Annotated in this window: 22 protein-coding genes; 15 read left to right on the top strand and 7 right to left on the bottom strand. The window is 31.4% G+C overall.

All coding sequences use genetic code 11. The features are described 5' to 3' along the window. The first annotated feature begins 50 nt into the window (after nucleotides 1-50). The 4 genes from ACN5J5_RS06485 (at nucleotide 51) to ACN5J5_RS06470 (ending at nucleotide 3,779) form a co-directional block, all read left to right on the top strand. Nucleotides 51-866: a purine-nucleoside phosphorylase gene (locus ACN5J5_RS06485; RefSeq protein WP_418646495.1), complete on the top strand. Its 816-nt coding sequence runs from the start codon at nucleotides 51-53 to the stop codon at nucleotides 864-866. 62 nt (nucleotides 867-928) lie between these two features. Then, nucleotides 929-1,897 carry an arsenosugar biosynthesis arsenite methyltransferase ArsM gene (arsM, locus tag ACN5J5_RS06480; RefSeq protein ID WP_418646494.1) on the top strand — a complete coding sequence of 323 codons (969 nt, stop codon included), beginning with the start codon at nucleotides 929-931 and terminating at the stop codon, nucleotides 1,895-1,897. Nucleotides 1,898-1,969: 72 nt separating this feature from the next. Further along, a complete protein-coding gene (locus ACN5J5_RS06475) occupies nucleotides 1,970-2,497 on the top strand; it encodes a hypothetical protein (RefSeq protein ID WP_418646493.1) in 528 nt (175 codons plus the stop codon). An 82-nt stretch (nucleotides 2,498-2,579) separates the two neighbouring features. Further along, the gene (locus ACN5J5_RS06470) at nucleotides 2,580-3,779 is read left to right on the top strand and encodes an aspartyl protease family protein (protein ID WP_418646492.1); all 1,200 of its coding nucleotides are present in this window, start codon (nucleotides 2,580-2,582) and stop codon (nucleotides 3,777-3,779) included. A gap of 1 nt (nucleotide 3,780) precedes the next feature. Here ACN5J5_RS06470 and radA read toward each other — a convergent pair whose 3' ends face one another. The 4 genes from radA to panC form a co-directional block, all read right to left on the bottom strand. After that, nucleotides 3,781-5,142, bottom strand: a complete 1,362-nt coding sequence (gene radA / locus ACN5J5_RS06465) for a DNA repair protein RadA (RefSeq protein ID WP_418646491.1) — start codon at nucleotides 5,140-5,142, stop codon at nucleotides 3,781-3,783. A gap of 179 nt (nucleotides 5,143-5,321) precedes the next feature. Then, nucleotides 5,322-6,269, bottom strand: coding sequence for a lysylphosphatidylglycerol synthase transmembrane domain-containing protein (locus ACN5J5_RS06460; protein ID WP_418646490.1), 948 nt, complete (start codon nucleotides 6,267-6,269; stop codon nucleotides 5,322-5,324). 2 nt (nucleotides 6,270-6,271) lie between these two features. Continuing rightward, the gene (gene panD / locus ACN5J5_RS06455) at nucleotides 6,272-6,622 is read right to left on the bottom strand and encodes an aspartate 1-decarboxylase (protein ID WP_418646489.1); all 351 of its coding nucleotides are present in this window, start codon (nucleotides 6,620-6,622) and stop codon (nucleotides 6,272-6,274) included. A 48-nt stretch (nucleotides 6,623-6,670) separates the two neighbouring features. Continuing rightward, nucleotides 6,671-7,516 carry a pantoate--beta-alanine ligase gene (gene panC / locus ACN5J5_RS06450; RefSeq protein WP_418646488.1) on the bottom strand — a complete coding sequence of 282 codons (846 nt, stop codon included), beginning with the start codon at nucleotides 7,514-7,516 and terminating at the stop codon, nucleotides 6,671-6,673. 96 nt (nucleotides 7,517-7,612) lie between these two features. Between panC and ACN5J5_RS06445 the strand changes: the two genes are divergently transcribed. From ACN5J5_RS06445 to glmS, 3 genes are read left to right on the top strand one after another with little or no spacing between them, the layout of a single operon-like run. Further along, nucleotides 7,613-8,431 (top strand): glycogen/starch synthase, encoded by an 819-nt coding sequence (locus tag ACN5J5_RS06445; RefSeq protein WP_418646487.1) that lies wholly within the window; start codon nucleotides 7,613-7,615, stop codon nucleotides 8,429-8,431. Between the two features lie 8 nt (nucleotides 8,432-8,439). Then, complete coding sequence (locus tag ACN5J5_RS06440; protein WP_418646486.1) at nucleotides 8,440-10,041, top strand: DUF4270 family protein; 1,602 nt, start codon at nucleotides 8,440-8,442, stop codon at nucleotides 10,039-10,041. A gap of 6 nt (nucleotides 10,042-10,047) precedes the next feature. Beyond that, entirely contained in the window at nucleotides 10,048-11,904 is a 1,857-nt protein-coding gene (gene glmS, locus ACN5J5_RS06435; protein WP_418646485.1) for a glutamine--fructose-6-phosphate transaminase (isomerizing), read from the top strand. Nucleotides 11,905-11,955: 51 nt separating this feature from the next. Here the strand turns inward: glmS and ACN5J5_RS06430 are convergent, their stop codons facing one another. Together ACN5J5_RS06430 and gdhA are read right to left on the bottom strand one after the other, a co-directional pair. Next, entirely contained in the window at nucleotides 11,956-12,918 is a 963-nt protein-coding gene (locus ACN5J5_RS06430) for an endonuclease/exonuclease/phosphatase family protein (protein WP_418646484.1), read from the bottom strand. A gap of 80 nt (nucleotides 12,919-12,998) precedes the next feature. Further along, nucleotides 12,999-14,342: an NADP-specific glutamate dehydrogenase gene (gene gdhA / locus ACN5J5_RS06425; RefSeq protein WP_418646483.1), complete on the bottom strand. Its 1,344-nt coding sequence runs from the start codon at nucleotides 14,340-14,342 to the stop codon at nucleotides 12,999-13,001. Between the two features lie 219 nt (nucleotides 14,343-14,561). Here gdhA and pheS point away from each other — a divergent pair, with 219 nt between their 5' ends. The 5 genes from pheS (at nucleotide 14,562) to ACN5J5_RS06400 (ending at nucleotide 18,501) form a co-directional block, all read left to right on the top strand. Continuing rightward, nucleotides 14,562-15,581 (top strand): phenylalanine--tRNA ligase subunit alpha, encoded by a 1,020-nt coding sequence (gene pheS, locus ACN5J5_RS06420; RefSeq protein WP_418646482.1) that lies wholly within the window; start codon nucleotides 14,562-14,564, stop codon nucleotides 15,579-15,581. Between the two features lie 58 nt (nucleotides 15,582-15,639). Then, nucleotides 15,640-16,035 (top strand): hypothetical protein, encoded by a 396-nt coding sequence (locus tag ACN5J5_RS06415; RefSeq protein WP_418646481.1) that lies wholly within the window; start codon nucleotides 15,640-15,642, stop codon nucleotides 16,033-16,035. Between the two features lie 114 nt (nucleotides 16,036-16,149). Then, nucleotides 16,150-17,517 (top strand): alanine/glycine:cation symporter family protein, encoded by a 1,368-nt coding sequence (locus tag ACN5J5_RS06410; protein ID WP_418646480.1) that lies wholly within the window; start codon nucleotides 16,150-16,152, stop codon nucleotides 17,515-17,517. A gap of 369 nt (nucleotides 17,518-17,886) precedes the next feature. Beyond that, on the top strand, nucleotides 17,887-18,300 hold the full coding sequence (locus ACN5J5_RS06405) for a hypothetical protein (protein WP_418646479.1): 414 nt from the start codon (nucleotides 17,887-17,889) through the stop codon (nucleotides 18,298-18,300). Continuing rightward, the gene (locus tag ACN5J5_RS06400; RefSeq protein WP_418646478.1) at nucleotides 18,301-18,501 is read left to right on the top strand and encodes a helix-turn-helix transcriptional regulator; all 201 of its coding nucleotides are present in this window, start codon (nucleotides 18,301-18,303) and stop codon (nucleotides 18,499-18,501) included. A 316-nt stretch (nucleotides 18,502-18,817) separates the two neighbouring features. On the opposite strand, the gene ACN5J5_RS06395 is transcribed toward ACN5J5_RS06400, so the two are convergent. Then, on the bottom strand, nucleotides 18,818-19,165 hold the full coding sequence (locus ACN5J5_RS06395) for a HopJ type III effector protein (protein ID WP_418646477.1): 348 nt from the start codon (nucleotides 19,163-19,165) through the stop codon (nucleotides 18,818-18,820). Between the two features lie 521 nt (nucleotides 19,166-19,686). Here ACN5J5_RS06395 and aspS point away from each other — a divergent pair. The 3 genes from aspS to ACN5J5_RS06380 all read left to right on the top strand — a co-directional run bounded on the left by aspS (nucleotide 19,687) and on the right by ACN5J5_RS06380 (nucleotide 22,903). Next, nucleotides 19,687-21,447 carry an aspartate--tRNA ligase gene (gene aspS / locus ACN5J5_RS06390; RefSeq protein ID WP_418646476.1) on the top strand — a complete coding sequence of 587 codons (1,761 nt, stop codon included), beginning with the start codon at nucleotides 19,687-19,689 and terminating at the stop codon, nucleotides 21,445-21,447. Between the two features lie 108 nt (nucleotides 21,448-21,555). Next, nucleotides 21,556-22,110 (top strand): hypothetical protein, encoded by a 555-nt coding sequence (locus tag ACN5J5_RS06385; protein WP_418646475.1) that lies wholly within the window; start codon nucleotides 21,556-21,558, stop codon nucleotides 22,108-22,110. Then, nucleotides 22,082-22,903, top strand: coding sequence for a tetratricopeptide repeat protein (locus tag ACN5J5_RS06380; protein WP_418646474.1), 822 nt, complete (start codon nucleotides 22,082-22,084; stop codon nucleotides 22,901-22,903). The genes ACN5J5_RS06385 and ACN5J5_RS06380 overlap by 29 nt, the downstream gene beginning before the upstream one ends. Nucleotides 22,904-22,991 lie beyond the last annotated feature (88 nt).

The following is a 22,991-nucleotide window of genomic DNA, read 5'->3' as shown; positions in this document are numbered from 1 at the left end:
CAAGACCTCACAGAATTTAAAAACCTATGAAGGTCTAAAGAAAATATCTAATGAAAAAACAACAATTACAAGAAACAATAGATTTTTTAAAATCAAACGGAATTACGAATCCTGAAATCGGAATTGTACTTGGTACCGGTTTGGGTAAATTAGTTGATGAAATTTCTATCGAAAAAGAAATTGCGTACGCTGATATTCCGAATTTCCCACAAGCAACGGTTGAGTTTCATTCAGGGAAACTAATTTACGGAACATTATCAGGTAAAAAGGTTATTGTAATGTCGGGTCGTTTTCATGTCTATGAAGGATACAATCTTTGGGAAGTTACTTACGGAATTAGAACCATGCACGGTTTAGGAATTTCAACTTTATTAATTTCTAACGCTGCCGGAGCCATTAATCTTTCTTATAAAAAAGGCGACTTAATGTTACTCGAAGATCATATTAACCTGCAAGGAAGTTCTCCGTTGGCTTTTAAAGGAGCAAACGAGTTCGGAAACATCTTTGCTGATATGTTAGAACCGTATTCTAAAAAAATCAACAGTCAGCTGAAAGGAATTGCAAAAGACAACGACATACAATTGCACGAAGGCATGTATGCAAGTGTAGTTGGTCCACAATTAGAAACAAGAGCAGAATACAGAATGTTACAAATTTTAGAAGCTGATGCTGTTGGTATGAGTACTGTACCCGAAGTTATTGTTGCCAAACAACTAAACTTGCCCTGTGCAGCCGTTTCAGTATTAACAGATGAATGTGATCCTAAAAATTTACAACCTGTTGATATTGCAGAAATTATTGCAGTTGCTGGAAAAGCAGAACCAAAAATGATTACATTATTTAAAGAATTAATTACTAAATTATAGAATCAAGAACTAAGACAACTACATAGAAAATCTTACCTCTTGTTTCTTTTATCATAAAGAATATGAGTTACTTAGAAACCACAAAAAACGTATATAAAGAAGCTGCCTTAACACCAGATGTTGGTCTTTGCTGTACTACAAATCCTATTTGGGAATTACCAGGATTAAAGATTCCTAAAATTATGCAAGAAATGAACTACGGATGTGGTTCTACTGTGCATGCACGCGATTTAACCAATAATCCGAAAATGTTATATGTTGGTGTTGGTGGCGGAATGGAACTATTACAATTTGCCTATTTTAACAGAAATAAAGGCGGCGTAATTGGTTTAGATGTGGTTGATGAAATGCTAGAAGCATCTCGCAAAAATTTTAAAATTGCTGAAGAACAAAATGACTGGTTTAAAAGTGATTTTGTTGATTTACGTAAAGGTGATGCCATGAATTTACCTGTAGAAGATAATTCGATTGATGTTGCCGCGCAGAATTGTTTATTCAATATTTTTAAAGAAGACGATTTACAAAAAGCAATTGCAGAAATGTATCGTGTTTTAAAACCTCACGGACGATTAGTAATGAGTGACCCAACTTGCGAGCAAGAAATGAACGATGAATTACGCAATGATGAACGTTTACGCGCCTTGTGTTTAAGTGGTAGTTTATCAATCGAAAATTATGTAAAAGCCTTAACTGATGCTGGTTTTGGAACCATTGAAATTAGAGCTAGAAAACCATACCGTATTTTAGACCCTAAGAATTATCCAACAGATGAATTAATTTATATAGAATCTATTGAGGTTGCCGCAATTAAAGACCCAATGCCAGCAGACGGTCCTTGTATTTTTACAGGAAAGGCAGCCATTTATTACGGTGACGAGGATTATTTTGATGACGGAGAGGGACATACATTATTAAAAAATCAACCTTTAGCAATTTGCGATAAAACAGCCGCAGCTTTAAAAGCTTTAGGAAGAGATGATATTTTCTTCTCAGAATCTACCTATCATTACGATGGTGGTGGATGTTGTTAATCGCATTATTAAAAACACTAATTTAAAAGCTCTTATAAACTTCATTTTTTAACAAAAAAAGCAACTCTTAAAATGGATTTACTTAACAAAATATTGACAGAAATACCTGAAATAAAAGATCAAGAAAAGTTATTAGAAGAAACCTTAAAAGAAAATGATTTTTTAAGCAAACAACATATAAAAATAGTTGCTTGGGCTTCGAGTATTGTAACTAAAGACACCGAAATTGTTTCATATATCAAAGAAAAAGTAGGAGAATTAAATAAGGAAGAAAAGAGAACTGTATTTATTGCATCTTCTAGAATGAGTGTAACAAATCCGTATTTTATGGGACGAAATGTTCATCCTGTTAATGCAGGCGGAACTATAGATAGTTTAGGTTTTCAACCGTTTCAATCCTTAAAAATAACAGATGAACTGGCTTACCATTACGCATGTATCGCCTTTTCAATAATCAATGGCGGTTATATGTGTTTTAATAGCCATATGACAAGCTTAAAAAACTTAGGTCAAGATCCAAAAGCTATAGATCAAGCATTAAGATTATCTGTGGCAATTTCTGCCATTAGGCAAGGTATTTTTAATAGTACATTTTTATAAAATTGCACAAAATTAAGGGTACGGAAAACTGTTTCAAATCGCCTTACTGCTAAGGTATTCTTTATAAAAAAATCAACCTAACATGTATAAAAAATTAACTTTACTAGTAATTTTAGTTTCATTCAATGTTTTTTCTCAAACAAAAAGTAATCTAGATATTTTTAATCAAGGAATTCTTTCTGTTAAAAAAAACAATGACACTATTCCTATAAAAATATGGAACGATTTAATATTAATCAAAATGAAAATAGGAAATATTGAAGGTGATTTTTTATGGGATAATGGTTTTTCAATATCTGCGATAGATACTACTTATTTTAATGTTTCTTCAATAAAAAAATCAACAAAAACAGAAAGTAAAGTAAATGACGGAATTAATAAAAAAATAAAACTGTCTCATATTGTAATTAACCATATAAAATTAGGTTCTACAAATATAGATAACTTACCTGTTTTAATGATAAACACAAAAAACAACCTACAAACAGATAAGAAAATATTAGGAGTTGTAGGTCAGAATATTATTAAAAAATTAAATTGGAAGTTTGATTTTGACAACAAAATTGCTATCATATCTAAAAATGTTTTTCAAGAAAAAGGAAAGGTAATTAACTTTCAACTTCAGGAAAACAATATGATGTTTACTGAATTATCTATAAACGGTCACACTGCTGGTGTTCATATTGATTTTGGTTATAATTCAGATCATTTACAATTACCTTTTGGGGCTAAAGAATTATTTGAAAATTCTAAAAAAATGATAAGCAATGGAATTGCTGCTTTTTCTTTAAGTGGAGTTTCAGAAGAAAGTACTTTATACCAAATTAAAGATTTTAATTACTCTATAAATCAACAAGTTTTTAACCACCCAATAGAACTAAGTTTAAATTCAACCGAAACCGATTTTGCCAGAATAGGTAACAGACCATTTAGGCATAGCAACTTACTATTTAACCATGTAAATAATCAATTAATTTTATTACCAAGAACAACTAACATAAACCCTATTCCTAAGAAATCATTTGGTTTTAGGTTAGCTAAAATAAACGGTAAAATTATTATCGCTGTAAAAAGTTCTAATCCTAATATTAAAAAGTACCCAGATTTAAAAATAGGTCAAGAAATTAAATCTCTTAACGGAAAAGAAAGTAACGCCTTTGGTGGAAATGATGACATTAGAGAATATCAAATTAAGCTTATTTTAAAAAATAAAAACTTAACTCTAAAAACACTTACTAATAAGGTTATAGTACTTACTCCCGAAGTTAATTTATTTGAATAATCTAAGCAAACAAAGTTGCAAAAGCTTCTTCTATTTTACTTACTAAAACTAGTTTTATAGAATGATTTTTACTTGTTATTTTGTTGTATTTTGATGTTACAAAACTTTTATATCCTAATTTTTCTGCTTCTGTAATTCGTTGATCTATTTTTGATACAGGGCGAATTTCACCCGCTAAACCAACCTCGGCGGCAAAGCAAACATTCGGGTTTATTGCCATATCTTGATTAGATGATAAAATAGCCGCAACTACTGCTAAATCTATCGCAGGATCATCTACATGTATTCCTCCAGTAACATTTAAAAACACATCTTTTGCACCTAATTTAAAGCCCGCTCTCTTTTCTAAAACAGCCAAAATCATGTGTAATCTCTTTAAATTATAACCCGTTGTAGTTCGTTGTGGTGTACCATAAACAGCCGTTGATACCAAGGCTTGAATCTCAATCATTAAAGGACGAATACCTTCTAAAGTTGATGCAATGGCAGTTCCGCTTAAATCTGCATCTTTTTTTGATATTAATATTTCAGACGGATTTGAAACTTCTCGTAATCCGCTTGACAACATTTCGTAAATTCCGAGTTCGGCAGTAGAACCAAATCGGTTTTTCTGAGAACGTAAAATACGATATGTGTGATTTCTATCGCCTTCAAACTGCAAAACAACATCTACCATGTGTTCTAGAATTTTTGGTCCTGCAATATGTCCTTCTTTATTAATATGACCAATTAATAAAACCGGAGTTGCTGTTTCTTTGGCAAACTTTATTAATTCTGCTGAAGTTTCACGTATTTGAGAAATACTACCAGGAGATGCTTCAATAGAATTTGTGTGTAATGTTTGAATAGAGTCAATTACCAAAACATCTGGTTGAACTTCTTCGATGTTTTTAAAAATTTGTTGGGTATTGGTTTCTGTTAAAATTAAACAATTAGAATTGGTAGCTTCTAAACGTTCGGCACGCATTTTAATTTGCGACTGACTTTCTTCTCCAGAAACATACAATACTTTTTGCGGAATTTTTAAAGCAATTTGTAATAATAAAGTCGACTTACCAATTCCCGGTTCACCACCCAATAAAACAACAGCTCCTTTTACGATTCCGCCACCTAAAACGGTATCTAGTTCGTTATTTTTAGTTTCAACACGCTCTTCAGGATTCAACTGAATGTCTTCTACTCGTAGAGGTTTTGAGATTCTTTTATTCGTATTTTCAGGAGTTTTCCAACTTCTTTTTTCTTCTTTTTGAATTACCTCTTCTACAATAGTATTCCATTCTTTACAAGTATTACATTGTCCGCTCCATTGTGCATGTTGCGCTCCGCAATTTTGACAGAAAAAAGTAGTTTTGGTTTTTGCCATTTATAGTTTAGTTGAAAAATTTTAAGTTATCAAAGTTACAAAGTAATCTGGATAATTTACACTTGCCTGAAAATTTATAAATATACCTGCGTTAGTGATTGAACGGTTTGTTTGAGCTCTTTTTTGTTTTTTTCAAAAAAAGCGAGCAGTGAAAGCACGACCTGTAAGGGAACGCCCAATTACTTTTTATTTTTATTATAAATTGGTAAAAATAAAAATGCTAAACCTCCAAAAACAATAATCATTGCTGTTTGGGCTGTCCACATAATCCAACCAAAAGCGGTTGCGGGTTCTTCTGAAATACCAAACAATGCCAAAGCACCAGCTACTGCTACAGGGTATAAACCAATACCTCCGTTAGTGGCTGCTATTGAAAAAGCACCTGCAATAAAACCGATTAAAACGCCACCAAAAGGAACATTTAAATCATTTATTGCCGGTATTGTAGCCCAAAACATAGCTACATACATTGCCCAAATAAACACAGTATGAAAAATAAATGCCCACTTATTTTTCATTTTTAAAATACTCGTTACTCCTTCTACTAAGCCTGAAAAAAAAGTTTTGATTTTTAATCCAATACCTGATGTTGCTTTTTTTACATAACGGGTAAAAACGAAAAAAAGAGTTGACAATATAGTTATGCCTATAAGTATTTTTGTTAAATCAAAATTTTTAGTAAGCAACTCATAAATAAAGTCGAATTGCACAAAAAGTGTAATTGCGATGATTGATAGCATCATAATTAAATCGGCAATTCGTTCTGCTACAATGGTACCAAATCCTTTTTCGAACGGAATATCCTCGTAGTTTGTCATTACCGCTGCGCGGGATACTTCACCAGCTCTTGGCACTGCATAATTTACTAGGTATGCTACTAAAACCGCCATGGTACTGTTACCAAAATTAGGTTTATACCCCATTGGTTCTAATAAAAACTTCCAGCGATATGCTCTTGACAAATGACTTAAAGCGCCGAAAAACAACCCTAAAGTTATCCAACTATAATTTGCATCTTTAAAGTATTGCAATAACGTTTCTAAAGAAATTTTTGACAATGAGTACCAAACTAAAAAACCTCCCAAAACGAGAGGTAATATAGTTTTTAAAGTTTTTTTAAAATTCAAAATTAGGTAAGGGTATTATCTTCTTCGTTAGGAAAAACCAACGAAGGTTTAAAGTTTTTAGCCTCTTCTAATTCCATAAAAGCGTATACAATTAAAATTAGCACATCACCTTTAGCAACTTTTCTGGCTGCTGCTCCATTTAAAGTAATTTCTCCACTTTTTCTTGGTCCAGGAATTGCATAAGTTTCTAAACGCTCACCATTATTATTGTTAACAATTTGAACACGCTCACCTTCTATAATACCAGCAGCATCCATTAAATCTTCGTCAATGGTAATGCTTCCTATATAATTTAAATCGGCACCCGTAACTTTTACGCGGTGGATTTTAGATTTTACTACTTGAACTAACATTTTGCAAAAATAGTTTTTTAATGATTAATGAGTTGTTTTTGAATGATTTTATTTTAATCGAATGTTATCAATTAATCTAATTTCACCTGCAAAAACAGCAATAAAGCCTCTGTATTTTCGGTTTGCTTCTTTTTTACTAATCGTTTTTAGTGTTTTTTCATCAGCAATAGTAAAATACTCTAACTCTAATAATGGCTGCTTTTTAAATTGTTTTTGTACCCATTTAGTAACTTCATCTGCATTTTTTATGCCAAACTTTTTCTTTGCTTTTTTTAATGTTTTATAAATAAATGGCGCAATTTCTCTGTGTTCTTTTGTTAAACGAACATTACGAGAACTCATTGCTAAACCATCTTTTTCACGAAAAATAGCACAACCTTTTACTTTAACTGAAATATCGTTTTTTTCAACCATTTTTTTAATGATTTGCAATTGCTGAAAATCTTTTTTTCCAAAATAAGCAACATCAGGGGTTACAATTTCAAACAATGTTTTTACAATAGTTCCTACACCATCAAAATGGCCGTCACGAAACTTACCTTCCATCTCGTGCTCTAATCCATCAAAACTAAAGCTCTTAGCTTCAATATCTTCGTGGTAAATTTCTGCTACTGATGGAAAAAATAACACATCGCAATTAACACTTTCTAAAAGCATCACGTCATTATCAAATGTTTGCGGGTATTTATCTAAATCTTCTTTATTATCAAACTGAGTCGGGTTTACAAAAATACTCACTACCGTAATATCATTCTTTTTCTTCGATTTTTTTACAAGTGATAAATGTCCTTGATGCAAAGCTCCCATGGTAGGTACAAATCCGATTGATTTTTTATCGTTTTTATGTTTTAATAAAAAATCTTTTAATTCTGATTTAGTTTTATAAATTTTCATGCTATAATAGTTCAAATACATGCAAAATTAGCAATTTAACATCATTTTTGCATAAATTTTCGTATTTTTGCGGCTTCAATAAAATAGACAGATTTAATGAAGGATAAGAGAATATTATATGTTTCATCAGAGGTAACACCTTATTTACCTGAAACAGAATTATCGTCTACTGCATTTAATGTTGCAAAAAACGCACATTCTAAAGGAGTTCAAACCCGTATATTTATGCCTCGTTTTGGGGTAATCAACGAAAGAAGACACCAATTACACGAAGTTATTCGTTTATCTGGTATGAATCTAATAATTAATGATATGGATATGCCATTAATTATTAAAGTAGCTTCGATTCCTAAAGAAAGAATGCAAGTATATTTCATTGACAATGACGAGTACTTTAAACGTAAGGCTGTATATTCTGATGAAGATGATAAAATGTTTGGAGATAATGACGAACGTATGATTTTCTTTGCCAAAGGAGTTGTTGAAACAGTTAAAAAACTAAACTGGGCACCAGATATTATTCATATTCATGGATGGATGGCTTCTTTATTACCACTTTATTTAAGAGAATTTTATAAAGAAGAACCATTATTTACCGAAAGTAAGATTGTAACTTCGCTTTACAATACTAATTTTGACGGTGAATTAAATGGTGAGTTAGCAAACAAAGTTCGTTTTGATAAAATTGACGACTCAAAAATAACAACCATAACAACACCTAATCAAATTAATATTTTAAAAAGTGCTATTGAAAACTCAGATGCTATTGTAAAAGGTAGCGAAGATTTACCTGACGAAATCAATAGTTTTATTGACGAAAAACAGACTAAAGTTTTAGAATTTCAATCAGAAGAAGTTTTAGCTGAAGCCTATTTAGAATTTTATAAAGAAACCGTTTTAGAAATAAGCGAATAATATTACAAATGATTAGAAAAATTGGTGTTTTTAGTGTAAGCTTGCTATGTTTAGCGGCTACATTGTCGTGTGAAAAAGATTTTAACGACGTAGGTAGTAGTGTTGTTAACAATACAAAATTTGAAACAGGTGAGATTTTATTAGATGTAGAAATTGAAAAAATTGATATTTCTGACTCAAATACAAACGACATATACAAAGCTGTTAGAGCGGATAATATTGGTATTAATACCTTAGCAGAATACTGGTTAGGTATTTATAAAACTGACAACTACAAAACGATAGAATCTTCTTTTGTTAGCCAATTATCTTTGCCTACAAGCCTTAAAACTACAGATAAAACTCCTGCTGCTGAAGATGGAGATATTGACTCTGTTTTTGTACTTGATAAAGTTATTTTAAAATTACCATATAAAGCTACAAACACAGGTACCGAAAGTGACGGAAAACCTATTTTCAGGTTAGATTCTGTATTAGGAAACACCAATATTGGAACTCCTTTAAAAGTATTTAGAAACTACACTTATTTAAATACTTTAGACCCAAACAATCCGGCTAGTAGCAATAGTTTTCAATCTGATTTTGATTATCAAGTTAATGATCCTATTATTGATCTTTTAAATGAAAACTCAGCTTTTACATTTAAGCCTAGTCCTAAAGATACTATGTTTATTTTAACAAGAAACATTAGTAACGGAAATACTTATCAAGACACTTTAAAACTTCCAACCAAAGCACCTTTTTTAACGATTCCTTTAGACATGGCTAAAATGAAAAGTCTTTTTTGGGATAAATTTGAAAATGATGAATTTAAAACTATTGATGCGTTCGTTTCATACTTTAGAGGTGTTATTGTAAAATCAGAAGGAACCGATGGAAGTATTGTTCCTTTTAATATAATTGGAGACGCAACATCAGCTAGTGTAGATTTTCATTATACAATCACAACATTTCAAAAAGAGGAGGGGCAATCTGCTTTAGTTTTAAAAGACACCTTACCAAACACCTATACATTTCCATTATCAGGTATAAGAAATAGTATTTACAAAACGACAGCGCCAACAACAGCAACTCCTGCCAACAACTTTACAGTACAAGGAACAGCTGGTACTATGGCTAGAATCAAAATTTTAGATGATACTAAACTTCAAGATTTAAGAGATCAAAACCTTTTAGTTAATGATGCTTCTTTATCTTTTTATATCAATCAAAATATAAATACAGATAAAAATATAGTTCCACAAAAACTATTTCTTTATCAAGAAAAGAAAAATAGTAGCAATAATATTTCACCTACTCACATTTCTGATGCTTATGTTGAAGCTTTAACCTTTGGTGGTGAATTAGAATCTATTGATGAGACTGATACTCCTGAAAAGTATACTTTTAGAATTACTGATTACATCACTAATTTATTAAATAGAGAAGACAACGTTACTATAGATCCTTTAGTTTTAAAAGTATTTAACCCTACAGATACGCCCACAGTAAATCCTTTAGTTAGTACATATAACTGGAACCCAAGAGGAGTTACTTTATTAGATGGAGATGAAACTGCTAACGGAACCAAAAGAGCCGTTTTAAAAATATCATATTCAAAAGAAAAATAAAATACTATGTGTGGAATAACAGGATACATAGGTCATAGAGAGGCTTACCCTATTGTAATAAACGGATTAAAACGTTTAGAGTACAGAGGTTATGATAGTGCCGGTATTATGACGTATGATGGTGAAACAATACATTTATCAAAAACAAAAGGAAAGGTTTCTGATTTAGAAGTTATCACCGATAAAGACAAACAAAAAAAGAAAGGGAACATAGCTATTGGGCATACACGTTGGGCTACTCATGGAGTACCAAACGACACTAATTCTCATCCACATTTTTCAGAATCTGAAAATTTAGTTATTGTTCATAACGGAATTATTGAAAACTACAACACTCTAAAAAAAGAATTAATCTCAAGAGGTTATACTTTTAAGAGCGATACAGATACCGAGGTTTTAGTAAACTTAATTGAAGAAGTTAAAAAAAATGAAAACTGTAAATTAGGTAAAGCTGTGCAATTAGCACTTACAAGTGTTATTGGAGCTTATGCCATTGCTGTTTTCGATAAAACAAAACCAAACGAATTAGTTGTTGCACGTTTAGGAAGCCCTATTGCTATAGGTGTTGGTAAAGATAACGAAGAATTTTTTGTTGCTTCTGATGCTTCTCCTTTTATTGAATATACTAAAAATGCAATTTATTTAGAAGATGGTGAATTGGCTATCATCAAAAAAAATAAAAAAATAAAAATTCATAAAATTGAAAATGACAAAGAAATTGATGCCAACATCCAAAAACTTCAATTAAGCTTAGAGCAAATTGAAAAAGGAGGATACGATCACTTCATGTTAAAAGAAATTTATGAACAACCAAAAGCAATTATTGATACTTATAGAGGTAGAATGTTAGCTGATCAAGGAGTAATCCGTATGGCTGGTATTGATGATAATATTTCTAAATTTACAAACGCAAATAGAATTATTATTGTTGCCTGTGGTACTTCATGGCATGCTGGTTTGGTAGGAGAATATCTTTTTGAAGATATGGCACGTATTCCGGTCGAAGTAGAGTATGCTTCTGAGTTCAGATATAGAAACCCGATTATTAACGAAAACGATGTAGTAATTGCAATTTCTCAATCAGGAGAAACCGCAGACACCTTAGCGGCTATTAAATTAGCAAAATCTAAAGGAGCATTTGTTTTTGGTATTTGTAATGTTGTTGGATCATCTATTGCCAGAGAAACACATGCTGGAGCTTATACGCATGCAGGTCCAGAAATTGGAGTTGCATCAACAAAAGCATTTACAACACAAATAACGGTACTTTCGTTAATTGCCTTAAAACTTGCAAAAGCCAAAGGAACTTTATCAACTTCTGCTGTAAATAATTATTTACAAATGATGCAACAAATTCCTTCTCAAGTAGAAAAATTATTGCAAACTGATGCTCAAGTTAAAGAAATAGCAAAGGTTTATAAAGATGCTAAAAACTGCTTGTATTTAGGTAGAGGATTTAACTTTCCCGTTGCTTTAGAAGGCGCTTTAAAATTAAAAGAGATCTCGTACATCCATGCTGAAGGCTATCCTGCTGCAGAAATGAAACACGGACCTATTGCTTTAATTGACGAAAATATGCCAATTTTTGTGATTGCAACAAATAAAGGACATTACGAAAAAGTTGTAAGTAACATTCAAGAAATAAAATCTAGAAGCGGTAAAATAATCGCCATTGTTACTGAAGGTGATACAGCTGTTAAAGAAATTGCAGATCATGTAATTGAAATTCCTGATACTGAAGAAGCTTTCACACCTTTATTAACTACAATTCCATTTCAATTATTATCATATCATATTGCTGTGATGTTGAATAAAAATGTAGATCAACCAAGAAATTTAGCTAAATCTGTTACTGTAGAATAGATCGCTTTAATTATAAAAATAAAAAACCCCGAGATTATATCTCGGGATTTTTTATTTATCATGTTTAAAAGTTAAATATACTGGAAAATGATCTGAGTAGCCTCCTTGATACCATGGGCCGATATAAGTTCTAAACGGACTGTTTTTAAATTTCCCTTTATAAAATCGCAACCATTTTTTATTTAAAATACAAGCTTTTAAAAAAGTGTGCTTGCTTTTACTAGAATCAAAAAAATCTTTAGAAATAATAATTTGATCAAATAAATGCCATTCTTTATGGTATGTTAAAGTTCCTATTCCTTTTTTAAACAACGTTTTCATCGGATTATGAAACTTATCAGTAACTAAAAAATCAGTAATACTTTCACTTGTTGGATCATCATTAAAATCTCCCATTATAACAAATTTTGCAGCTTCTTCATGGTAATTTATCTCATCAACAACCTCTAACACCTGTTTTGCTGCCTTAATTCGCTTCTCTTTCGTTTCTAAATCACTATCATCTCTTCTTGACGGCCAATGATTAACAAAAACGTGTATTAATTCTCCATTTAGTTTTCCTTTTACAACTAACAAATCGCGTGTATAATCAACTTCGCCAGCAGCATTTGTTAAAAATAAAGGATACGTTTTAGAAGAAACTACTTCAAAAAAATCTTTATTATATAACAACGCAACATCAATTCCTCTTTCATCAGGAGAATCATAGTGAACATAACCGTAATTATATTGAGATAAGTGTTTATGGTTAATTAAATCTTCAACAACTTTGGCATTTTCAACCTCGGCAACACCAATAATTACAGGAGGTAAAATAGACTCCTCCGTTCCTATTTGGCTAATAACTGATGTTATTTTTTTTATTTTATTCTGATACTTTTTATAATTCCAATGCCGCTTACTTAACGGTGTAAAATCATCATCTGCAGTTAATGGGTTATTTTTAGTATCAAATAAATTTTCAACATTATAAAAAGCAATTGTAAATCTATTTTTTCTTTTTGACCAATTCATCGTATTATTTTAATCGAAAATACTAAATAAAAAAGCACGCTATAAATAGCGTGCTTATAAATATTATAAAAAAGTAAGTTTTACACTACTCCTTGATCTAACATTGCATCGGCAACTTTTACAAAACCAGCAACATTTGCTCCTTTTACGTAATCTACAAAACCATCAGTTTGTGTACCATACTCAACACATGAAGCGTGAATATCGTTCATAATTTGGTGTAATTTTGCATCAACCTCTGTTCTAGTCCAGTTATAACGTAATGAGTTTTGACTCATTTCTAAACCAGAAGTTGCAACTCCACCTGCATTTGATGCTTTTCCTGGAGCGAATAAAATTTTAGCGTTTATAAAAGCTTCAACAGCTTCTGGTGTAGAAGGCATATTTGCTCCTTCAGAAACACATATACATCCGTTTGCTAATAATGTTTTAGCCTCTTCACCGTTTAACTCATTTTGAGTTGCACATGGTAAAGCTACATCACATTTTGTTCCCCAAGGTCTTTCTCCTTTAAAGAACTGAGCATTTGGATATTTCTCAACGTACTCGTTAATTCTACCTCTACGAACATTTTTAATTTCCATAACGTATGCTAATTTCTCAGCATCAATTCCGTCAGCATCATAAATATATCCTGAAGAATCAGACATGGTCACAACTTTTGCTCCAAACTCTGTTGCTTTTTCAGTAGCATATTGCGCTACATTACCAGATCCAGAAACAGCTACTGTTTTTCCTTCAAAAGAATCTCCTTTAGCATTTAACATGTTTTGTGCAAAATACACATTACCGTAACCTGTTGCTTCTGGTCTAATTAAAGAACCACCCCAAGAAGCACCTTTACCTGTTAAAACTCCAACAAATTCGTTACGTAATTTTTTATATTGACCAAACATAAATCCGATTTCTCTTCCTCCAACACCAATATCTCCCGCAGGAACATCAGTATTAGCACCAATATGACGGAATAACTCTGACATAAAAGCTTGACAAAAAGCCATTACCTCTCTGTCTGATTTTCCTTTAGGATTAAAATCAGAACCTCCTTTTCCTCCACCCATAGGTAAAGTTGTTAAAGAGTTTTTAAATACTTGTTCAAAACCTAAAAATTTTAAAATTGATAAGTTTACTGATGGATGAAAACGCAAACCTCCTTTATAAGGTCCAATTGCCGAGTTAAACTCAACTCTGTAACCTCTGTTTACTTGTGTTTCTCCCTTATCGTCAACCCAAGGAACTCTAAACATTAAAGTTCTTTCTGGCTCAACCATTCTTTCTAACAATTTTTTTCCTTGATATTTAGGATTGTTTTCAATAAATGGAATTACAGTTTCTGCTACTTCGTGAACAGCTTGTAAAAATTCTGGTTCATTAGAATTACGTTCCTTAACGTAATCCATAAATGCATTTATTTTAGATTCCATAATTTTAATTATGTTATATTATGATTTAAACAATTTTATTCCGCAAATATAATTAATTTACAATTTGTTAAATTTAAAAACATCAATTATTTGCTTATTTTTAAGAATTTAACACTCTTTTAATTTAATATATTTCAATAGACGATAACTCTTGTAAAAACCTACACTTTTTTCATTTTAAAATCATAAATTTGCAGCTTAATTATTCCGAAAAACAAGATGTTAGATAAAGTAAAAGAACTGATTGGTGATGTAAAAGCTTTTCAAGCAACTTCTAAAGAAGAAGTTGAGGCTTTCAGAATAAAATATTTAGGTAGTAAAGGTTTATTAAAAGATTTATTTGCCGAATTTAAAAATGTTGATGCAGCAATGCGTAAAGATTTTGGGCAAGCATTAAATAATTTAAAAAAATCTGCAGAAAATAAAGTTACCGAGTTAAATGAAACTTTAGATAATGCTTTTGAAGACAAAGGTATTTACGGAGATTTAACGCGTCCGTCAGAACCAATTAATTTGGGTTCTCGCCATCCAATATCTTTAGTAAAAAATCAAATCATTGAGGTTTTTAACAGAATTGGGTTTACAGTTTCTGAAGGACCAGAAATTGAAGATGATTGGCATAATTTTACTGCCTTAAATTTACCAGAATATCACCCAGCTCGTGATATGCAGGATACTTTTTTTATTGATAAAAATCCTGATACTTTATTAAGAACGCACACCTCATCGGTACAAGTTCGCTACATGGAAAATAATGAGCCACCAATTAGAACTATTTCTCCAGGAAGAGTTTTTAGAAATGAAGATATTTCTGCCCGTGCACACTGTATTTTTCACCAAGTAGAAGGTTTATATATTGATACTGATGTTTCTTTTGCTGATTTAAAACAAACGCTTTTATATTTTACAAAAGAGATGTTTGGAAAATCGAAAATCAGATTACGCCCTTCTTATTTCCCATTTACTGAGCCAAGTGCCGAAGTTGATATTTACTGGGGATTAGAAACTGAAACTGACTACAGAATTACAAAAGGAACAGGTTGGCTAGAAATTATGGGCTGCGGAATGGTAGATCCAAACGTACTGAAAAACGCAAATATCGATCCTAATAAATATTCTGGATATGCTTTCGGAATGGGAATTGAACGTATTGCAATGTTATTATATCAAATTCCTGATATTAGAATGTTTTACGAAAACGACAAACGTTTTTTAGAGCAATTTAAATCGGTAATTTAATAAAACAATATAAAGACGAAAGTTCAAAACTTTCGTCTTTCCTTTTAAACTAATTAGAATGAGAAAAGACATTCACGTACCTAAAGTTGAAAATGTAGAAATTGCCATCACTTTAGAAAAAAACCAGACAGATAATACTGATGAATGGTGTGTATACATAATCAATAAAAAAGAAGTGCCTTTAGAAATGGTCGTAATTGTTTCTCAAGGGTTTTCTGACACAAAAAAGACATCATTATTTCGAAGAAAAATAGATGTATTGCCTGCAAATTCGGCTTCTAAATTCGAAATTATGCAACCTGAATTATTCACTTTAGATAATCAATTTCAAGTTACTTTTTTCGAAAACAATGTATTACATGATAAAACATTTATTTTTCAAGCAGACACAATTCAGGAAGGATTTTTTAGAGACATTGAATTTTTAGGTAAAAAAGGTGTTTCTATTAACTAATAGTAGTTGCTTTAAAAAAATAAAACCACACAAAAGAACGATAGTTGTTAATTAACCGCTATCGTTCTTTTTTTGAGCTTGGTTTACCTACTTTCGTCTAAACAAAACAATTTTATGTTCGCAGATATTCAAAATTTAGTTGCTGATTTTTCTTCATGGATATGGGGAATCCCATTATTAATATTACTAATCGGTGGCGGATTATGCTTATTTGTATATTCAGGGTTGGTTCCTTTCAGATATATGGGACACGCCATTGCTATTTTAAGAGGAAAATACGACAAACACGATTCTCCAGGAGATTTATCGCATTATGAAGCTTTATCATCTGCCATTGCTGCAACGGTAGGAATGGGAAACATTAGTGGTGTTGCCATCGCAATTGCTACTGGTGGTCCTGGAGCTATTTTTTGGATGTGGGTAAGTGCCTTTGTAGGTATGGCAACCAAATTTTTTACCTGTAGTTTGTCAATAATGTATCGAGGTGAAGATGAAGAAGGAAATGCAAAAGGAGGACCAATGTATGTTATTACCGAGGGGTTAGGTAAAAAATGGAAACCTTTGGCTATTTTCTTTTCTACTGCTGGTTTAGTTGGTACTTTACCTGCCTTTCAAGCCAATCAATTAACACAAACTATTATAGATGTTTTTAAAGTAAATCAAGCTAATGAATTTACGGCTAAATTATTAACCGGATTAACAATTGCGGTAATTGTTTCAATGGTTATTTTTGGCGGAATCCAACGAATAGGAAAAGTTGCAGGGAAATTAGTTCCTATAATGGTGGTTGTTTATTTGTTAACTGTAATTACTATTTTACTTTTAAAGTTCGATAAAGTTCCTGGAATATTTTCACTAATATTTACCGATGCTTTTTCAGGAAAATCAGTTTTAGGTGGTGCATTAGGAGCTTTAATAATTACCGGAGTTAAACGTGCTGCTTTTTCTAACGAAGCTGGTTTAGGAACCGCACCTATGATGCACGGAACCGCAAAAACGAACGAACCAATTAGAGAAGGTTTAGTAGCCATGTTAGGCCCAGCAATTGATACTTTATTAGTGTGTACCTTAACAGCATTAGCCATTTTATCATCAGGAATTTGGAAAGATTTCGACGGTAACGGTATTTCTATGACCTTAGCTGCCTTCGATTCGGTTTTACCTTATCATACAGGGAGCATTATTTTAACCATCTGCGTATTAATTTTTGCATTCTCAACCCTATTTACCTATTCTTTTTATGGTTTTAGCTGTTTAAGTTATTTAACCAGCTCTAAAACAGGAAAATATTACAATTATTTTTACATATTGGTAATTGTAATCGCTTCTATTATTAAGTTAGATTTTGTTATCAATTTAATGGATAGTGCCTATGCATTAATGGCAATACCAACCGTACTTTCTACCCTTATTTTAGCTCCGAAAGTTAAAAAAGCAGCAACCATTTATTTTCAGAAATTAAAATCAGGCGCTTTTAACTAAGCGTTTCTTCTTTATAAAACAAAACACCTATTGTAATTTTTAGATTACAATAGGTGTTTTTATTTTTTGAAGCTATTTCCCGCTTTCCGCACTCGCTTTTTTCACTGCCGTTTTCGATACAAATTTTTCATGCTTCAAAATTCACTCAAACAGAGAGTAAAAAAGAGCTCAAACAAATGCTGCAATCGGGGCTAAGTGTGTTTACTTAATTTAGTGATTCATTGTTTTTTTACTTCCTTTTAAAACTTAACCAACCACAAAAAGCGTCATGCTGAATTTATTTCAGCATCTCAGCAAACAATAATTAATGTAATCTTTTATATTTAAATTGTAAACAATACTTTACATTTGCATAAAAATAATAGAATTATGAAATTACAATTATTACCAAACTGGTGTAAAAAATTAGGGCTCTTCTTATTTTTAGCTGGAGCTTCAGTTTCAATGTATGAAGGTTTTATGAAAGGTGTAACAGCAACAACTATAAATTCCGAAGAATACGATTCTATTAAAAACTATTTAGGTGAAAATATGATTCATTTTTTAGAAATCATTTCAATTTTAGGTATGATGATATATGTTTTTTCAAAAGAGAAAATAGAAGATGACTATATTGATAAGTTGAGATTAGAATCTTATCAGATAACCTCTTTAATAGGTTTAAGTATTACAATATTATTATATGCTATTTCTAAAGACATAAAACTAACCTTAGATTATTTTATCATTTTATACTTATGGGTTTATCTATTTACTTTTTTTCTAAAAAAACGCATGTATTAAATGAAAAACTTAATAAAAGTAGAAAGAGCTCGTCATAATTTAACGCAAGGTAAATTAGCTGAAAAAATAGGCGTTTCTCGCCAAACAATACACGCAATTGAAGCTAATAAATTTAATCCATCAGTAACATTAGCAATTAAAATGGCTCGTTTTTTTAATGTTACTGTTGAATATTTATTTGAAATAGAAGAAAATGATTAAAATAAATACTCTCATTTACTATACAAATTTTTCATGCTTCAAAATTCACTCAAACAGGCAGTAAAAAAGAGCTCAAACAGATGCTGCAATCGGGGCTAAGTGTATTTACCGAACTTATAGCTATGCTATTTTTTTCTGGCTAAATCAACAATAAAGAGCGTCATGCTGAATTTATTTCAGCATAGCATCACTTTGCAAAAATCAGTATGAGAATCTGAAACAAGTTCAGATTGACGGATTCGATGCTATTTTTAATGAAAATTCTCAATAAAAATATTACGCAAAACTAAAAAACCTAGAAATCCACGTTAAAAAACTACACTTTTTCTACTAACGTTTCATTTTCAAAAACCAATCCTTCAAAGTCTGAATTCATAAAATTTCTAATATTTTGATGATCTGTTCCGTTTGGGTTTCCTAAAACATCAATAAAATAATATTGTCCAAAACAAGCCAGTGTTTCTTCTTTGGTTAATTGTTGTTTTAAAGCAAAAGAAAACACTTTACTTGAACCTAAATTTTCGGCATTACTATTTTCTAAATCGCCATTTTTAAAAGCTGATGGTTTAAAAACATAGTACTTTTCAATTACGCTTATCGTTTCTGAAAAAACAACTTCTTTTGGATTGTTTTTTAGCTTCGTTACAAATTCTTCAATAGTCATTTTCGTATCTTTTTATTATAATAATTATAAAACCAATCACTTTTATACTCAGTAATTCAAATACCGCAATCAAAACAAAGTCTGTTTGTAAAATATTAGTTACAAAACATACTTCTATCGTCATGCTGAATTTATTTCAGCATCGCAGCACTTCGCAAAAATCAGCATGAGAATCTGAAACAAGTTCAGATTGACGGACTCGATGCTATTTTTAATAATTATAAAACCAATCACTTTTATGCTCAGTAATTAAAATACCGCAATCAAAACTAAGTCTGTTTGTAAAATATTAGTTACAAACCATACTTCTATCGTCATGCTGAATTTATTTCAGCATCGCAGCACTTCGCAAAAATCAATATGAGAATCTGAAACAAGTTCAGATTGACGGATTCGATGCGATCTTTTATACCCAGTAATCAATCACAAAAAAACAATAGAAAAACTTAAAAAACTAAATAATAGTAATTTTTTACATACTAACAATTATCGTTAAATTTGCAAAATATAAATTTCGATAAATGTACAGAACGCATACTTGTGGCGAATTAAGAGCTTCGCACATTAATACTGAAGTAACCCTTTCTGGTTGGGTACAAAAATCACGTGATAAAGGTTTTATGATTTGGGTAGATTTACGCGATCGTTACGGAATTACACAGTTAATTTTTGACGAAGAACGTACTTCTAAAGATTTAATGGAACAAGCAAAAACCTTAGGTCGTGAATTTGTTATTCAAGTTACAGGTACCGTTATTGAGCGCGAATCTAAAAACAAAAACATCCCTACTGGTGAAGTTGAATTATTAGTCACTCGTTTAGAAATATTAAACGAAGCTAAAACTCCACCTTTTACTATTGAAGACGAAACCGATGGTGGTGAAGACATCAGAATGAAATATCGTTATTTAGATATTCGTCGTAATCCTGTAAAAGATAGTTTAATTTTCCGTTCTAAAGTATCAATGGAAGTTCGTAAATATTTATCTGACGAAGGATTTATTGATGTTGAAACGCCATATTTAATCAAGTCTACTCCAGAAGGAGCGCGCGATTTCTTAGTGCCTTCACGTATGAATGCGGGTCAATTTTACGCATTACCACAATCACCTCAAACATTCAAACAACTATTAATGGTTGGTGGAATGGATAAATACTTTCAAATTGTAAAGTGTTTTAGAGATGAAGATTTACGTGCCGATCGTCAGCCAGAATTCACACAAATTGACTGTGAAATGGCATTTGTAGAGCAAGAAGATATTTTAAATATTTTTGAAGGGTTAACACGTCATTTATTAAAGAAAATCAACAATGTTGAAGTTGATAAATTTCCAAGAATGTTATTTGACGACGCAATGCGTTTGTATGGAAATGACAAGCCAGATATCCGTTTCGGAATGGAGTTTGGCGAGTTAAACGACGTTGCACAACAAAAAGAATTCAAGGTATTTAACGATGCTGAACTAGTTGTTGGTATCGCTGTTCCTGGAGGAGCAAAATATACAAGAAAAGAAATAGATAAATTAATCGATTGGGTACGCCGTCCGCAAGTTGGAGCTTTAGGAATGGTGTATGTAAAATGTAATGAAGATGGAACTTTTAAATCGTCTGTAGATAAGTTTTACGACCAAGAAGATTTAGCAAAATGGGCTGAAAAAACTGGCGCTAAAGCTGGTGATTTAATCTGTATTTTATCAGGAAATACTACTAAAGTACGTGCGCAATTATCTGCTTTACGTATGGAAATGGCAGAGCGTTTAGGTTTACGTGACCCTAAAGTATTTGCTCCGTTATGGGTAATTGATTTCCCATTATTAGAGTTAGACGAAGAAACTGGTCATTACCACGCAATGCACCATCCGTTTACATCACCAAAACCTGGTCAACTAGAAATGCTAGACACCAATCCAGGAGCTGTAAAAGCAAACGCCTATGATTTGGTGTTAAACGGAAATGAAATTGGTGGAGGTTCTATTCGTATTCACGATAAAGAAACACAAGCCATTATGTTTAAACATTTAGGCTTTACGGAAGCTGAAGCGAAAGAGCAATTCGGATTCTTAATGGACGCTTTTGAATACGGAGCACCACCACATGGAGGTTTAGCGTTTGGTTTAGATAGATTGGTTGCTATTTTAGGTGGGCAAGAAACCATTCGTGATTTTATTGCGTTCCCTAAAAACAATTCAGGCCGTGATGTAATGATTGATGCTCCGGCTGCGTTAAATGACGCACAATTATCAGAATTAAGTATAAAATTAGATTTGCAAGAAGGTAAATAAAAATACTTATTTTAAAACAACAACGTTAAGCTGAATCTATTTCAGCTTCTCATCATAAATTTTAAATCCCAATCTTTTTAGGTTGGGATTTTTTAGTACTTTTAAATCATGAAAAAAAAGAAAATTCTAAAAATTGTTTTAATAGTTTTTGCTACTATTTTAGTTCTTAGTGGTTCACTACTTCTCTTCGGATATCTTTATGTTAAACAAGCACATAATACCGAAAACAAACCTTATAAACATTATGTAGGCTATATTGATCAAAGTAAAGCACTTTTAAACGATAAGTACAAACTATGTAATGACGGTAGTATTTATCATACCTATAGTAGTGCGAGTTTAAAGGCATATAAAAATTCTAAAAAACAATTTAGAGATGCTATAAACACACAATTTAATTCAAATAATTATACCGATTCGGGTTATTTAAACTTTCGTTTTCTGGTTAATTGTGAAGGAAATGCAGGGTGGTTTGAAATTATTGAAATGGATTTAGATTTAAAAGAAAAATCTTTGGATTCTGAAATGGTAAATGAGTTATTAACCTTTACTTCAAAACCAGCAAATTGGAATGTTATTTCTTATGATAACAAACCACAAAATTATTATATGTACGTATCTTATAGAATAGAAAATGGAAAAGTTACTGAAATCATCCCTTAGTATTATAATTGTTTTATGCTTTTTATCATGTAAAAACGACGACAACAAACGAACTCTTGCTGAAAAAAGATATAAAAAAGCAGTGTTTTTCACACAAGGTTCAACAGCATTTCAAAACGGAATTGCAGAATCGGTAGAAATAGACTCTACCTACGAACAAGCTGTTTACGAATTATCTGTAGCTCATTTAAAAAGAGGAATGCCACATAAATGGAAACCTCAATATGAAAAAGCTGTAAAAATGGATTCTATCAACAGAATTCCTTGGCGCGGTTACTTATATTTATGGTTTTATAGAGATTATAAAAAAGCAATTGCCGATTTTGATAAAAGCGATGTTTTAACTCCTAATTTTATTGATGCTCCGCAAGGTTTAAGTGTAGATTGTTGGCGTGGAATTGCCTATTTAGGGTTAAAAAACTATGAAAAATCTATTTTTTATTTTGATAAATACATCGATAAAGAAATTGCCGATTTTAGCGAAAGTTCTGTTGATATTACAGCATTTTTATTTCAAGGAATTGCCTACTTTGAACTTAAAAAGTATGCTAAAGCTGATGCTTGTTTTAATCGTGTGATAAAAAACTCTTACGGATTTAGTGCTGATGCAAAATATTACAAAACAATTATTTTGGCTGAACAACAAAAAAATGAAGAAGCTATAATTATGATTAACGCTGCTCTTAAAGATTTTAATGATGGATACTATAACCAAAGACCTTATGTTGAAACTTTAAGGCAATTATACTTAGGCGATTATCGAGAGTTAAAAAATTCACTATCCAATAAATAGAATTAATTTTCTACTTAAATACTTTTAACTATTGATAAAAACCAATCTAAAAAAATTGGTTTTTTCATTTTAATTCTTACCACAGCCG

This window comes from Tenacibaculum insulae (assembly GCF_964512435.1).
Lineage (GTDB): Bacteria > Bacteroidota > Bacteroidia > Flavobacteriales > Flavobacteriaceae > Polaribacter > Polaribacter insulae_A.
The sequence above is the reverse complement of the archived record's forward strand: the minus strand, read 5'-3'. Positions and strand labels throughout refer to the sequence as shown.

Coding starts and splice junctions, on each gene's coding strand:
- ACN5J5_RS06485 (WP_418646495.1), top strand. CDS start 51: ATGAAAAAACAACAATTACAAGAAACAATAGATTTTTTAAAATCAAAC.
- arsM (WP_418646494.1), top strand. CDS start 929: ATGAGTTACTTAGAAACCACAAAAAACGTATATAAAGAAGCTGCCTTA.
- ACN5J5_RS06475 (WP_418646493.1), top strand. CDS start 1,970: ATGGATTTACTTAACAAAATATTGACAGAAATACCTGAAATAAAAGAT.
- ACN5J5_RS06470 (WP_418646492.1), top strand. CDS start 2,580: ATGTATAAAAAATTAACTTTACTAGTAATTTTAGTTTCATTCAATGTT.
- radA (WP_418646491.1), bottom strand. CDS start 5,142: ATGGCAAAAACCAAAACTACTTTTTTCTGTCAAAATTGCGGAGCGCAA.
- panD (WP_418646489.1), bottom strand. CDS start 6,622: ATGTTAGTTCAAGTAGTAAAATCTAAAATCCACCGCGTAAAAGTTACG.
- panC (WP_418646488.1), bottom strand. CDS start 7,516: ATGAAAATTTATAAAACTAAATCAGAATTAAAAGATTTTTTATTAAAA.
- ACN5J5_RS06445 (WP_418646487.1), top strand. CDS start 7,613: ATGAAGGATAAGAGAATATTATATGTTTCATCAGAGGTAACACCTTAT.
- ACN5J5_RS06440 (WP_418646486.1), top strand. CDS start 8,440: ATGATTAGAAAAATTGGTGTTTTTAGTGTAAGCTTGCTATGTTTAGCG.
- glmS (WP_418646485.1), top strand. CDS start 10,048: ATGTGTGGAATAACAGGATACATAGGTCATAGAGAGGCTTACCCTATT.
- ACN5J5_RS06430 (WP_418646484.1), bottom strand. CDS start 12,918: ATGAATTGGTCAAAAAGAAAAAATAGATTTACAATTGCTTTTTATAAT.
- gdhA (WP_418646483.1), bottom strand. CDS start 14,342: ATGGAATCTAAAATAAATGCATTTATGGATTACGTTAAGGAACGTAAT.
- pheS (WP_418646482.1), top strand. CDS start 14,562: ATGTTAGATAAAGTAAAAGAACTGATTGGTGATGTAAAAGCTTTTCAA.
- ACN5J5_RS06415 (WP_418646481.1), top strand. CDS start 15,640: ATGAGAAAAGACATTCACGTACCTAAAGTTGAAAATGTAGAAATTGCC.
- ACN5J5_RS06410 (WP_418646480.1), top strand. CDS start 16,150: ATGTTCGCAGATATTCAAAATTTAGTTGCTGATTTTTCTTCATGGATA.
- ACN5J5_RS06405 (WP_418646479.1), top strand. CDS start 17,887: ATGAAATTACAATTATTACCAAACTGGTGTAAAAAATTAGGGCTCTTC.
- ACN5J5_RS06400 (WP_418646478.1), top strand. CDS start 18,301: ATGAAAAACTTAATAAAAGTAGAAAGAGCTCGTCATAATTTAACGCAA.
- ACN5J5_RS06395 (WP_418646477.1), bottom strand. CDS start 19,165: ATGACTATTGAAGAATTTGTAACGAAGCTAAAAAACAATCCAAAAGAA.
- aspS (WP_418646476.1), top strand. CDS start 19,687: ATGTACAGAACGCATACTTGTGGCGAATTAAGAGCTTCGCACATTAAT.
- ACN5J5_RS06385 (WP_418646475.1), top strand. CDS start 21,556: ATGAAAAAAAAGAAAATTCTAAAAATTGTTTTAATAGTTTTTGCTACT.
- ACN5J5_RS06380 (WP_418646474.1), top strand. CDS start 22,082: ATGGAAAAGTTACTGAAATCATCCCTTAGTATTATAATTGTTTTATGC.